Genomic DNA, 13,342 nt, shown 5'->3' with positions numbered 1-13,342 from the left:
CACAAAACTAAAACAGCCACAAAAATCATTTGCTAATCAAATTCTTGTTGCACTACGTTATCTCGTTGAACACGAATTAAAACTCAATAACCCTAAAAGCGGATCGGATGGTTGGCTTACTGATGATGCATTATATCTTGTCAGTAAAACGGTTACAGACAAGATTAGAGCCTATTTAATGCAGAATGGTATATCAGTTCCTAGTCAAAACAGTAAAATGTTTGACGAAATGCAAGCACACCGGATTATTGAGTCAACGCCGGATAATAAAGCAATTTGGAATGGTACGATTAAATCAGATGCTGGTTGGCAACCGAAAAATACCTTTACATTGCTTAAAGTCAGCCCATCTTTAATCTGGAACAGTTTTAATGATCGTCCACCCGTATTTGCTGGAACAGTTATTATTGATCAATCAACAGAAGCAGCAGAGACCACACAAGAACAAAGTACAAATAATCAAGCTGGTTCTAATCACATTCCAACTGATGTGATAACCGATACACAAGAAACCTCAAAAGTACTGCAGCAGGAAGTTATTAATAGTGAATCGTTATCAACCAAAGAAGAGCAGAGTAATCCGCAGGAAGCGGACAGCTTTGATTTCGCACTAAATTTATTTGCTGATAACAATCAACAAGATAAAGTAGAAAATGAAATTAGCAATGATGAAGTTAAAGCTCATACTGAACTAACTGTGACAGCAGCTTCTATGCCGTCTGATAACACTACAGATAGTGAAAATCACAATACAACAATGGATATACTTTCAAACACTAACAAACATAATGAAACAGCAGAGAATTTTGTTGAATGGTTAAGAACATCATTAACAGCTGATAAATTGAGTATCAATGAACCAGATGCCAAAATACATATTGTTGATAATCAATTATTTCTTGTCACTCCGGCGATTTTTAAACTGTATTGTGAAACGATGTTTGGACACAATAATGATGACTTGTGGCGTACATTACAGAAGAGCTTTCAGGCATTAGGTATACATAAAAAGAGAGAACCCGGTAATTATAATATATGGACTTGTAAAGTTATCGGTAAGTATCGATCATCTGTAATTAAGGGATACCTTATTGAAAATATAGCTTTTTTGACCAATAAGCATTATTTTAATAATATGTATCTGACTTTACAGGATGTAAGTGATGACACTACAGAGTAGTTTCTATGATGGTTTATCATTCGATGATTTACTTGAAAAGTTCTTAATTATTAAATACTTAAGACCGGAAACTAAAAAGAGCTATAGAAAGATGGTATCACTTTTTACTCGAGCGTATCCCGGAATATTAGCAGACGAGATAACAAAAGAGCTTGTCTGTAATTGGCGCAATGAGCAATTATGCAAACTTAGAGAAACATCCGTTAATAGTTATCTTCGAAACTGTAAAGCGGTCATTAATTGGGGAATTGAAAACCATTTCATTAACCGTAAAGATAACCCGTTTACGGGTACGTTTGTCAAGGAACCACGTAAACAAAGAAAAATTATTAAAGAGCAAGACATACAAGCACTTACAAAATATATAACGCAAGAAGATATTGAGAAATTATGTGATAATGGATATTGTACAATTGTTTTCGCACAAGCGTTAATTTTTACGCTGTTATACACAGGGATGCGGCGTAGTCAGCTTTTAAAATTAAAAATCAATAATATTGATCTATCTAATAAGACAATTTTTATTCCTCATTATATTAATAAAAATAACGATGATCATATGATTCCAATATCATCAAAATTATATCCTTATATAGCTGTTTTGATTAATGAACTTAAAGTAAGAAAAGTACCAAATAATTCTCAGTTATTTAATATCAATATATTTTCTTCAACAACACGTCGTCGTGATGGGAATATGACTAATGATCAGTTAGCACATTTTTTTAGAAAATTATCCAAAATAACTAAAATAAAGTTATCACCACATCGCTTTAGACACACGATAGCAACGCAATTAATGAAAAGTCCTGAGCAGAATTTGTATGCAACTCAAAAATTGCTCGGACACAGAGACATTAAAACAACATTAAGTTATATAGAATTTGATGTAGATATGTTAAGGAAGATTGTAGATTCTATTTAGATACAACGAATAATTTATTCACTATTAATAGTAAAAATATACTTTACATACTAATACATAAAATGTAGCATTGTTAATGCCACTAAAAAATTAGAATAATCAATAATAGAGGGCAGTTGATTCATTGGAAACAATGGAAAGCATAGCGCTAAATTGGTGCCCCCAACAGGACTTGAACCTGTGACCAATCGATTATGAGTCGACTGCTCTGACCGACTGAGCTATGGGGGCGCTGAAAAGACTGGACGATTATAGACAAAGATAAAAGTGAAGTCTAGTTTTGTCAGATAAGGGCTGACTATTTGCGTAAAATTCACGCATCAATAAATGGATCAACGGATAGGTTCATCCGTTGATCACTGAGTGAAGATTATTGATTAACGATCTCGAGAAATTGTTGCTCAGTCAATATATTAACGCCTAAGCTTTCAGCTTTTTGTAACTTAGAACCTGCGTTATCTCCCGCAATGACAAAATCAGTCTTACTTGATACGCTGCCAGTTACCTTACAACCTAATTGTAATAGGATTGCTTTAGCTTCATCTCTTGTCATTTCGGTAAGTGTACCAGTGAGAACTACGGTTTTATCTTTTAATGGATTATCTTGGATCTCTTTTGCCGGTTGTACATCTTCCCAATGAATACCTTGTTGAATTAATTGTTCAACTACGTTGCGGTTATGTTCCTCTTGCCAGAACAGTAAAATGCGGTTAGCAACAACTTCACCAATATCCTGAACTTCTAATAGTTGTTCAAGTGTTGCTTGACGGACATTATCTAATGTATGGAAATGGTTGGCGAGATTGCGTGCTGTCGCTTCGCCGACTTCACGAATACCTAAAGCAAAGAGAAAACGGGCGAGTGTAGTGTGTTTGGCTTTTTCAATACTAGCGAGCGCATTTTCCGCAGATTTTTCGCCCATTCTTTCTAAGCCCATTAAGGTTTCTTTGCTTAAACGGAAGAGATCTGCTGGAGTATGTAAATACTCTTTATCAACTAACTGTTCGATTAGTTTATCGCCAACCCCATCAATATCCATAGCTTTACGTGACACGAAATGTTTTAGTCCCTCTTTGCGTTGGGCTTCACAAACTAAACCACCAGTACAACGAGCAACAGCCTCACCATCAATACGTACGATAGCAGAGTCGCAGACTGGACAACGAGTTGGAAAAATGATTGGTTTAGCGTTATCAGGACGGCGTTCATGTACAACACCTATAATTTGTGGGATTACATCGCCAGCACGGCGAATAATCACGGTATCACCAATCGCAATATCAAGACGGGCAATTTCATCACCATTATGTAATGTCGCATTACTAACGGTAACGCCAGCAACATAAACTGGTTCAAGTTTGGCTACGGGGGTAATCGCACCTGTACGTCCAACTTGGAATTCAACATCGTTGAGAATGGTGAGTTCTTCTTGAGCAGGGAATTTATAAGCAATAGCCCAACGAGGGGCACGTGAGATGAATCCTAATTCATTTTGTAAGGCAATATTATTGACTTTAAGTACAGTACCATCAATGTCATAACCAAGCTGGCTTCGTTTCTCAGCAATGGTACGATAGAAGCCTAATACTTCATCTGTTCCATTACAGAGGCGAATTTCTTTATTAACAGGAATACCAATACTTTTTAGCCATTGTAAGCGGTCATAATGAGTCGTTGGCAATTCAACGCCTTCGGCGATTCCAATACCGTAAGCATTTAACATTAATGGTCGGTGATAAGTTACTTGTGGATCAAGTTGGCGTAATGATCCCGCTGCGGCATTGCGTGGATTAGCGAACGTTTTTTCTCCATGCTCTAAAGCATAGTGGTTAAGTTTTTCAAAGCCATCGTGAGGCATAAAAACTTCACCTCTTACTTCTAAACGAGCAGGTGGGTTATCTGTACGGAGCTGTAATGGAATATTACGAATAGTACGAATATTGGCGGTAATATCTTCACCAGTTACACCATCACCACGTGTGGCGGCTTGGGTAAGTTTGCCATTTACATATAAGATACTTACCGCTAAGCCATCTAATTTAGGTTCACAACAGAAGGTGAATGGAGAAGGTAATGCCCCTAAACGATCTTCAATACGTCGGATAAAGGCGAAAAATTCTTGATCTGAAAAAGCGTTATCTAACGATAACATTGGGATTTCATGTCGAATTTGTTGAAAACCGTTATCGGGTTTAGCCCCCACTCGTTGAGTAGGCGAGTCGTCAGTAATCAATTCTGGATGTTCGGCTTCCCACCGTTTTAGCTGATTCATCATTCGATCATATTCAGCATCAGGGATCACAGGATTATCAAGCACATGATATTGATATTCATGATAACGGAGTTCATTACGTAACTGTTCGATTTGTTGTTGTAAGTCTTTCATAATGAAATAAAGAATTTATTTAGAAAAAAGAAAACAGTTAATCAGAAAGACTGATTAACTGAGAATTAATAGTATGGTTAGCAAGCGTGATTAAGCGTTTTTTTCTTTATCAGCTGCTTTTTTTTCAGGTTCAGGATCTTGTTTATAAATAGGAACACAACTGCGACAAGCTCCTTGATCGACACCAAGTTCCTGACAAAAATCATCATATTTTTTTAGGAGTTTTCTAAATAAACCGGGTTTGTTTTCTTTAACTTGTGACATAGTGTTCCCCTTAGTGTTAGTCGCGGAAGTTATTAAATTGGAATGGTTGTCCCAATTCTGCACTTTTTACTAATTGAATAACGCTTTGTAGATCATCTCTTGATTTACCTGTTACTCGTACTTTATCCCCTTGAATTTGTGTTTGAACTTTTAATTTAGAATCTTTAATCATTTTGCTGATTTTTTTCGCAAGTTCTGTTTCAATTCCTTGTTTAATTTTAATCTCTTTGGCATAAGTTTTACCGCTGTGTTCATAATCGGTAGGGATATCAAGTGAAGTTGGTTCGATATTACGCTTTTGCATTGCGTTTCTTAAAATATCAATAAGTTGTTCCAGTTGGAAATCTGATTCAGTTGCGACCTTGATAGTTTCATTTTTTTCATTTAATTCAATAGAAGCCGTTACATTACGGAAGTCCCAACGATTACTTAAATCACGATTAGCATTATCAACCGCATTTTTAACTTCATGCATTGTAATTTCAGAAACAATATCAAATGAAGGCATAGTTTTCCTCGTTATTTTTGTTGTTGAAAATAGAAATCTTGTTGGTTAGCACTCAAAATACAGAGGAGTGCTGTTAAGTCAGCGAAGTTTACCATAGTTTGGGCTTGTTGTTGCACTTTTGGTTTCGCATGATATGCCACACCTAGCCCAGCAGCTTGCATCATTAATAAATCATTGGCGCCGTCACCAATTGCAATACATTGTTGAATATCAATGTGATGTTGTTGTGCTAATTGTTGCAATACATTAGCTTTATATTGTGCATCAACAATTTCACCCTCTACTTCACCCGTTAAAAAACCATCTTTAATTTGAAAGCGGTTAGCATAAACAGCAACTAAGCCAAATTTTTGTTGTAAAACTTCAGCAAAGTAAGTAAATCCACCTGAAGCAATCGCCACTTTCCAACCGAGTTTTTGTAGCTCAGTTAAGGTTCGTTCTAATCCTGACATAATAGGGAGATGATTACGGACTTGATCCAAAATGGTTGCAGAAGCCCCTTTTAAAGTGGCTACTCGTCGTCTTAAACTTTGTTTAAAGTCTAATTCCCCACGCATTGCACTTTCTGTAATTGCTGCCACCATTTCACCTGTGCCAGCGAGTTTCGCTACTTCATCAATACATTCAATTTCAATTGCAGTAGAGTCCATATCCATAACTAATAGTCCAGCTTGGTCTAAAAGTGGAGTAGCGCTAAGAATAAATAAATCGAAGCTAAGTTGATGGGCAAGAGTAATATATTGTGCTGGATCTGGGTGTTGTAATAAAACACAGTGATATTCAAAAATATTCCATTCTGCTAATTGTTGAACTTGTTCACTTTGTTGTAAAAATTGTGCTAATTTTTCTGGAGTAAAGCTATTGGTATAAAGAAGAAAACGAGGTAAATCAGGTTGATAGTGGGGTGGTTTTGGTAACATAGGAAATAGCGTTTGCATAGAAAAAACCTTATTTTTAATTTTTAGGGTTAAAGGAAAAAGTTTGTTACAATCCGCATTTAAGCATAAATTGACCAGAATAGAAATAATAAAGGTAAGATCTTGTATAGTGTTAGAGAAAAGAGTATTCGGATTGCCTTGTTGCTAGGTATCCTGATTATGAGCTGTATCACGATTGGCGTGATTTTATTTGGGATTAATCAATTTAAGTTTGGTTCGCAGCTCGCTAGTATCAACCAAGTGTCAAACCTTTCACATATTTTGGTACGCCAGCAAGCAAACTTGTTTTCTACCCTGTTAGCTAATAATGCCTCTTCTGAAAAATTAACTGATGTGTTAAATACATTTAGTCGTGAAAAATTTGTGCTTGATGCCACTGTTTATAATGGTAATGGTGAATTATTAGCACAAAGCCAACACGCTTTAGATTTACGGCAGCAGTTGGGGTTAGACGGGGAAAGTGATGGGTTAAAAACACAGCAAATTGTGGAGCCTATTTTTAATGCCAATAATATTATTGGCTTTTTGCGTGTGACTTTTGATGGGCAATATGGACAAACAACGGAAAGCAATATTAATCAACAATTTCGTTATTTGTATGCAGAGGTGATTGTAATTTTATTGGTGGGATTAGTTGTTGCGAGTAGTGTGCATTATGTTTTTCGGCGTAGAAAAGTCAAAATTGTAGCAATTAAACTCTCGCGGCGACCAATAGAAAATCAGCAACGTAGTAAGCAGTTTCATCAAAGGCGGCGGCGTTTTAGAAGGTAAGTTAGAGATGTTATTTTGTATAACACCTCTGTCTGATGACAAAGTCCAATTTAATATTTTTAGATATTTTTGCCCTAATTAGCATTTAGGTTTCGCCCTAAAGGGCGATCTCCTTTTCTTTACTTGTGTAAAGAAAAGGAGGCAAAAGAAACACACCCTCACACACTTGCTAATCCTCATTCCAATAAGATTTTCCGGGCGGCAAAAAACAGAGATTTTTCTCACTCCGTTCGAAAAATGATCACTTTTTTTGCCTGAAAATCTTATATGCATTCGGGCAAGTGTGAGAGGGGGACCCATTAAACATTTATTAAGATTTGTGATTAATTAACTATGCGGCAAATTAATAGCCCTTACCTGCATATTTAACCCATCGATCATCAATAAACGCCCGCATAAAGAGGTACCAATTTGCAACAAGACCTTAATTGCCTCTAAAGCTTGAATTGAACCAACAATGCCAACAATTGGTGATAATACTCCCGCCTCAACACAGCTTAATACATTTTCACCAAAGAGTTGGCTAAGATCTCGGTAGGTCGGGGTATTTGGTTGATAAGTAAAAACACTGACTTGCCCTTCCATACGAATTGCTGCCCCAGAAACTAACGGTTTTTGTTGTTGTTGGCACAGACGATCTAGCTGATTTCTCGTTTCAACATTATCGGTACAATCTAAAACAACATCATATTGCGCAATGAGTGAAGTTAATTGTTCATCTGTTAATTGGGCATTGGTTGTGTTGATCGTAATTAGGGGGTTTAATGCTGATAGTGTCTGTTTAGCTGAATCAACTTTGGCTAAACCAATACGGCTATCATTATGTAAAACTTGGCGTTGTAGATTAGAGAGTGCTACGGTGTCAAAATCTACTAGCATTAATTCGCCAATTCCAGCAGCTGCTAAATATTGTGAGGCGGCGCAACCTAGGCCACCTAACCCAATAATTAATACTTTACTGCCTTTTAAGCGTTCTTGACCGTCAAAATCAATAGATTTCATAATGATTTGACGGTTATAACGCATCATTTCATGATCAGTAAGTTCTATTTGCATCGTTAATCGAGTAAGTAATTAAATGGTTCGATAGTGACTGTTTCACCCGCAGCGACATTGCCGCGATCTTTTTCTAACACAATAAAGCAGTTACTTTGTACAAAAGAACTGAACATATGTGAACCTTGGAAACGTACTGGTGCTACTTCAATTTGGCCATTTTCATTTAATTGATAAAAACCGCGTTGGAAATCTAAACGGCCTGGGCTTTTTTTCAAGGAAGTCGCTGCAATTGCATTAAATTGTTGTGGTGCTTTCCATTGACTAAATCCACTTAGTTTAGCAATCGCTGGTTGGACTAATTGATAGAACGTGACAAAAGCGGAAACAGGGTTACCAGGTAATCCACAGAACCAAGCATTTTCTAATTTACCAAAAGCAAATGGTTTACCTGGTTTCATTAATAGTTTCCAGAAATTGATTTTCCCTAAGCGTTCAATTACTGTTTTAGTAAAATCGGCTTCACCCACAGATACACCACCACTGGTAATCACTAGATCAGCTTGTTGTTGAGCTTCACGAAAAGCCTGTTCAAATTGTTGTTCATTATCAGGCAAAATACCGAAGTCTAAGATTTCACAGTTCAAGCGTTGTAACATCAGCTTTACTGCAAAACGGTTAGTATCATAAATTTGACCTGCTTGTAGTGGTTGACCAACAGGAACTAACTCATCGCCAGTTGAAACAATCGCAACTTTGATTCGAGGAAAAACCTCTACTTTCTCAATACCAAGAGAAGCAAGTAATGGCAGAGAAGCGGCAGTGAGCTTAGCGCCTTTTGTTAGTACAATCTCTCCAACTTTAACATCATCACCAATACGGCGAATATTTTCACCGCATTTAGGCATTTCGCTAAATGAAACGGAACCATCAGGATTCACTTGAACTTTTTCTTGCATTACAACGGCATCAGTTCCTTCGGGAACCATTGCACCAGTCATAATTCGTACCACACTCAGTGGTTGCCATTCACCAGTAAAAGGTTGGCCTGCAAATGCTTTACCCGCTACGCTAAGCGTCATTGATTGTGCTAAATCGGCTAAACGTACTGCATAGCCATCCATCGCTGAATTATCAAAAGCGGGTACATTGATTGGTGAAATAATATCTTTGGCACAAATTCGTTTATCTGCATCTGCTAATGAAAGCGTTTCAGTAGGACGGTTAATTGCAGAAGGGAGTTGTTCAAGAAGTTGACTGCGTGCTTGTTCAAAAGTGAGTAAATCTGACATAACGTTTCCTTATTCAAAAAGATGAGCGAAATTTTAACTCAACTTTGGGATAGGGTTAATACCAAATACAGAGGGTTTTAATTTTTATGAAGATAAACCTAAATTTAGTCGCAGATTTTAATAAATGTCTAATTAGGTTCCCTCTCACACTTGCCCGAATGCAAATAAGATTTTCAGGCAAAAAAAGTGATCATTTTTCGAACGTAGTGAGAAAAATCTCTGTTTTTTGCCGCCCGGAAAATCTTATTGGAATGAGGAACAGCAAGTGTGCGAGGGCGTATTTTCTTTTGCCTACTTTTCTTTATACGAATAATGACAAAAAGCGATAGCTTTTTGAACGTTGCTTGCAACGGCTCGTTAGAGTGAGCAAGCTTGCTTGCGAATAAAAGTAGGTCGTCCTTTAGGACGAAACCTAAATATTAATTAGAGCAAAAATATCTAAAAATATTAAATAGTTATCAAACTAAAATCCCTTCGTAATGAAGGGATTTTATAAAAAGTAACAGTTTTAAACTTATTTATTTGCAAAGCGTTTAAATACAAGTGTTGCGTTAGTACCACCGAAACCAAAACTGTTTGACATAACTGTTTGTAAGTTTGCATTACGGCGAGTTTCGGTAACGATATTGCAACCTTCAGCACGTTCATCAAGTGTTTCAATGTTGATACTTGGTGCAATGAAATCATTATTTAACATTAATAGGGTATAAATTGCTTCATGTACACCAGCTGCACCGAGAGAGTGACCTGTCATTGATTTAGTTGAAGAAATAGCTGGCATATTTTCAGCGAAAACTTCTTTAATTGCTTCTAGTTCTTTAACATCACCAACCGGAGTTGAAGTACCGTGAACATTGAGGTAATCAATTGGGCTATCAACAGTTGCAAGTGCTTGTTTCATACAACGTACAGCACCTTCACCGCTTGGTGCAACCATATCATAACCATCAGAAGTTGCTCCATAGCCGACGATTTCAGCATAAATTTTTGCACCACGAGCTAAGGCGTGTTCTAACTCTTCAACAACAACGATACCGCCACCGCCTGCAATAACGAAACCATCACGGTTAGCATCATAAGCACGAGAAGCTTTTTCTGGTGTTTCATTATATTTAGTTGAAACTGCACCCATAGCATCAAATTCACAAGCACATTCCCAAGATAATTCTTCTGCGCCACCTGCAAAAACAACATCTTGTTTACCAAGTTGAATTAATTCAACCGCATGACCGATACAGTGAGCAGAGGTTGCACAAGCAGAACTAATACTATAATTCACGCCTTTAATTTTAAATGGTGTTGCTAAACAAGCAGACACGCTAGAAGCCATAGTACGAGTTACTGCATAAGGGCCAATCGCTTTTACACCACGAGGAGTACGCATAGCATCAGCAGCAACGATTTGATTATGTGCAGAACCTGTTCCTGCACCAATCACTAAACCAGTTCTTTCGTTAGACACCATTTCTTCTGTTAAACCAGCATCTTCAATCGCTTCTTTCATTGAAAGATAAGCATAAGCAGCAGCATCTCCCATAAAACGCATAACTTTACGATCAATGTGTTCACTAGGAGTAAGTTTTACTGTACCAGCAACATGAGAACGCATTCCCATTTCCACAAATTCTGGCATAGTGGTAATGCCTGATTTTCCCTCTAATAATGACGCTAAAACTTCTTCCTTATTATTTCCAATACTAGAAATAACGCCAAAACCAGTAATCACAGCTCTTTTCATTCGTAGTCCTTATGTAGCTTGAATGGATTTAAAAAATTCAAAAATTGTCGGTTGTTATACTAGGAATTTCATAGAATACAAGAAATTTTTGTAAAACAAGGAACAGATAAGACCATTTAGGTCAATTTTCATTGCTAAAAATAATCAATATCTTGCCGAAATGTACCCAAAATTGCCGCTAATTATAACGTTGTCTGGCAGGATGTTTCAAATAGCAATGGATATTTAGATGAAATTCGCCGGTGATTATAATATCATTAGCCACCTTTGATAAAGTTATCTATTCAATTCACGTTTTATGTCTATTCAAAAAGTATCGTTTGCAGACGTATCCTTTCAAGCGAATACGCCAATTTCAAACCAGTTTGATGATATCTATTTTTCTCCAGAGGACGGTTTAGCAGAAAGTATCTATGTATTTCAACAGGGTAACAATCTGTGGGAGCGCTGGCAGACGTACGATAAAGAACATTTTGTGATTGCGGAAACGGGATTTGGTACTGGATTAAATTTTTTTGCGGTAATGGCGTTATTTCATCAATTCCGCCAGGCATTTCCGCAAGCTAAATTAAAAAGGCTCTACTTTATTAGTTTTGAAAAATACCCTTTGTCCGCAGAAAGCCTAATTCAGGCATATCAACCTTATCCACAATTTCAAACTGCCGTAATGCAGTTACTACAATTTTGGCAATCACCCATAGCTGGGTGTTATCGTTATATTTTTTCTGATGAAGTACGATTAGATCTTTGGTTTGGTGAGATTGAAGATAACTTACCGCAATTAGGCGACTCTTATCAGAATTGTATTGATGCTTGGTTTTTAGATGGTTTTGCACCAAGTAAAAATCCGAGTATGTGGACAGAAAATTTATTTCAACAGATGTTTCGTTTGACTGCCGTGCAGGGAACCTTTGCTACGTTTACTGCTGCAAGTTTCGTGCGTAAAGGGTTAAGTGCTGCCGGATTTTCCGTTGTCAAACGAAAAGGATTTGCACATAAACGAGAATGTTTACATGGTAGTAAATTAGTTGAGATGCCATCATCATTTACAACCCCATGGTATTTGCCAGCAGCGGCTGATGAAGCTAAAGAAGTCGCAATTATTGGGGGAGGAGTTGCATCAGTCTGTTTGGCTTATGCGTTATGGCAACGAGGAAGCCAAGTCACAATTTATTGTGAAGATGAGGCGTTAGCATTAAATGCTTCGGGGAATAAACAGGGCGCATTTTATCCGCAGTTAAGTGATGATGATGAACGTCATTGTCGTTTTTATACGCATGCTTTTGCATATGGGCAGCAATTTTTAGCAGGATTAATGCAGAAAATTGATGTTGAACATCAATGGTGTGATGTACTGTTATGTGCTTATCAACCTTCGATCCAGCAAAAATTGAGCAAAATTGCAGAGCGTGGCTTTCCTGAATCATTATTTCGTTTAGTTACCGCAGAAGAACTTAGTGAACGTGCTGGGTTGAGTTTGCCTTGTGATGGGGCGGTTATTCCGCATGGTGCTTGGCTAAATCCAAGACAATTAGTACAGAATCTAGCCCATTTTTTACAGCAACAAGGCGTTAAAATTGAATTAAATACAACGATTGAAACACTGACTTATCAAGAGAATGTTTGGCATTTATCTATGGCAGAGCGACAGATTGCTCATAGTACAGTTGTGATTGCCAATGGACACAAATTAAATCGTTTTGAACAAACAGTAGAATTACCAACTTATTCAGTACGCGGTCAGGTGAGCCAAATTCCGAGTACGGATAGATTACGCCGTTTAAAAGCTGTGTTATGTTATGACGGTTATTTAACGCCAGTAGATCAAACAAAACAGTTCCATTGTATTGGGGCAAGCCATGTGCGGAATTGTGAACAACGTCACTTTAGTGCTGAAGAACAGCAACAAAATCAGACGAAAATTCAGCAAAATCTGGCTCCAGCAGATTGGTTAGCCGATATTGATACAAGTGGAAATTTGGCGAGAACAGGTGTGCGTTGTAGTGTACGGGATAGATTGCCGATTATAGGTAACGTAGGTGATTTTGAACAACAGACGCAAGCTTATCAAAATTTATTTAATTTACGACGCCGTCGTCAAGCGATTAAGCAGGCAGCTTATCATCATAATTTGTATGTATTTGGTGCATTAGGCTCAAGAGGGCTAACTTCTGCACCGCTATTAGGCGAAACATTAGCGTCGATGATTTATGGTGAGCCACTGCCATTAAGTGCAGATATTTTAGCAGAATTATTGCCAAATCGTTTTTGGATACGTAAATGGCTTAAAGGTACGCCTGTACCAAGTCGAGCACAACAGCATACAGACAAACAAGAGTAATAA

The 13,342-nt window shown here is 37.4% G+C and carries 11 protein-coding genes and 1 tRNA gene; 4 read left to right on the top strand and 8 right to left on the bottom strand.

Annotated elements, in window-relative coordinates; all coding sequences use genetic code 11:
- Positions 1-1,180, top strand: a 1,180-nt coding sequence (locus PF272_RS02355; protein ID WP_271141468.1) for a helicase/relaxase domain-containing protein, incomplete at its 5' end; no start/stop codon positions are given.
- Positions 1,164-2,105, top strand: a complete 942-nt coding sequence (locus tag PF272_RS02350) for a tyrosine-type recombinase/integrase (RefSeq protein WP_271141467.1) — start codon at positions 1,164-1,166, stop codon at positions 2,103-2,105. The genes PF272_RS02355 and PF272_RS02350, both read left to right, overlap by 17 nt.
- A 154-nt stretch (positions 2,106-2,259) precedes the next feature.
- On the opposite strand, the gene PF272_RS02345 is transcribed toward PF272_RS02350, so the two are convergent.
- The 5 genes from PF272_RS02345 to serB form a co-directional block, all read right to left on the bottom strand.
- Positions 2,260-2,336, bottom strand: a tRNA-Ile gene (locus PF272_RS02345).
- A gap of 139 nt (positions 2,337-2,475) precedes the next feature.
- The gene (ligA, locus tag PF272_RS02340) at positions 2,476-4,491 is read right to left on the bottom strand and encodes an NAD-dependent DNA ligase LigA (RefSeq protein ID WP_271141466.1); all 2,016 of its coding nucleotides are present in this window, start codon (positions 4,489-4,491) and stop codon (positions 2,476-2,478) included.
- A gap of 90 nt (positions 4,492-4,581) precedes the next feature.
- Positions 4,582-4,755, bottom strand: a complete 174-nt coding sequence (locus tag PF272_RS02335; RefSeq protein WP_197494403.1) for a DUF5363 family protein — start codon at positions 4,753-4,755, stop codon at positions 4,582-4,584.
- 16 nt (positions 4,756-4,771) lie between these two features.
- Positions 4,772-5,263: a YajQ family cyclic di-GMP-binding protein gene (locus tag PF272_RS02330; protein ID WP_065235292.1), complete on the bottom strand. Its 492-nt coding sequence runs from the start codon at positions 5,261-5,263 to the stop codon at positions 4,772-4,774.
- 11 nt (positions 5,264-5,274) lie between these two features.
- Positions 5,275-6,201 carry a phosphoserine phosphatase gene (gene serB, locus PF272_RS02325; protein ID WP_271141465.1) on the bottom strand — a complete coding sequence of 309 codons (927 nt, stop codon included), beginning with the start codon at positions 6,199-6,201 and terminating at the stop codon, positions 5,275-5,277.
- A 102-nt stretch (positions 6,202-6,303) separates the two neighbouring features.
- On the opposite strand from serB, the gene PF272_RS02320 reads away from it, so the two are divergent.
- A complete protein-coding gene (locus tag PF272_RS02320) occupies positions 6,304-6,972 on the top strand; it encodes a YtjB family periplasmic protein (protein ID WP_271141464.1) in 669 nt (222 codons plus the stop codon).
- 327 nt (positions 6,973-7,299) lie between these two features.
- Here the strand turns inward: PF272_RS02320 and moeB are convergent, their stop codons facing one another.
- From moeB to fabB, 3 genes are all read right to left on the bottom strand, one after another.
- Positions 7,300-8,028, bottom strand: coding sequence for a molybdopterin-synthase adenylyltransferase MoeB (gene moeB, locus PF272_RS02315; RefSeq protein ID WP_271141463.1), 729 nt, complete (start codon positions 8,026-8,028; stop codon positions 7,300-7,302).
- Positions 8,029-8,030: 2 nt separating this feature from the next.
- Complete coding sequence (gene moeA, locus PF272_RS02310) at positions 8,031-9,260, bottom strand: molybdopterin molybdotransferase MoeA (protein WP_271141462.1); 1,230 nt, start codon at positions 9,258-9,260, stop codon at positions 8,031-8,033.
- A 514-nt stretch (positions 9,261-9,774) separates the two neighbouring features.
- Complete coding sequence (gene fabB / locus PF272_RS02305) at positions 9,775-10,998, bottom strand: beta-ketoacyl-ACP synthase I (RefSeq protein WP_271141461.1); 1,224 nt, start codon at positions 10,996-10,998, stop codon at positions 9,775-9,777.
- Positions 10,999-11,302: 304 nt separating this feature from the next.
- On the opposite strand from fabB, the gene mnmC reads away from it, so the two are divergent.
- The gene (gene mnmC, locus PF272_RS02300) at positions 11,303-13,339 is read left to right on the top strand and encodes a bifunctional tRNA (5-methylaminomethyl-2-thiouridine)(34)-methyltransferase MnmC2/FAD-dependent 5-carboxymethylaminomethyl-2-thiouridine(34) oxidoreductase MnmC1 (RefSeq protein WP_271141471.1); all 2,037 of its coding nucleotides are present in this window, start codon (positions 11,303-11,305) and stop codon (positions 13,337-13,339) included.
- The last annotated feature ends 3 nt before the right edge of the window (positions 13,340-13,342 follow it).

Origin of the sequence: Gallibacterium faecale (assembly GCF_027920745.1) — a bacterium.
Taxonomy (GTDB): domain Bacteria; phylum Pseudomonadota; class Gammaproteobacteria; order Enterobacterales; family Pasteurellaceae; genus Gallibacterium; species Gallibacterium faecale.
This window is presented reverse-complemented; position numbering and strand designations above follow the sequence as displayed.

Coding starts and splice junctions, on each gene's coding strand:
- fabB (WP_271141461.1), bottom strand. CDS start 10,998: ATGAAAAGAGCTGTGATTACTGGTTTTGGCGTTATTTCTAGTATTGGA.
- PF272_RS02330 (WP_065235292.1), bottom strand. CDS start 5,263: ATGCCTTCATTTGATATTGTTTCTGAAATTACAATGCATGAAGTTAAA.
- ligA (WP_271141466.1), bottom strand. CDS start 4,491: ATGAAAGACTTACAACAACAAATCGAACAGTTACGTAATGAACTCCGT.
- serB (WP_271141465.1), bottom strand. CDS start 6,201: ATGCAAACGCTATTTCCTATGTTACCAAAACCACCCCACTATCAACCT.
- PF272_RS02350 (WP_271141467.1), top strand. CDS start 1,164: ATGACACTACAGAGTAGTTTCTATGATGGTTTATCATTCGATGATTTA.
- PF272_RS02335 (WP_197494403.1), bottom strand. CDS start 4,755: ATGTCACAAGTTAAAGAAAACAAACCCGGTTTATTTAGAAAACTCCTA.
- moeB (WP_271141463.1), bottom strand. CDS start 8,028: ATGCAAATAGAACTTACTGATCATGAAATGATGCGTTATAACCGTCAA.
- moeA (WP_271141462.1), bottom strand. CDS start 9,260: ATGTCAGATTTACTCACTTTTGAACAAGCACGCAGTCAACTTCTTGAA.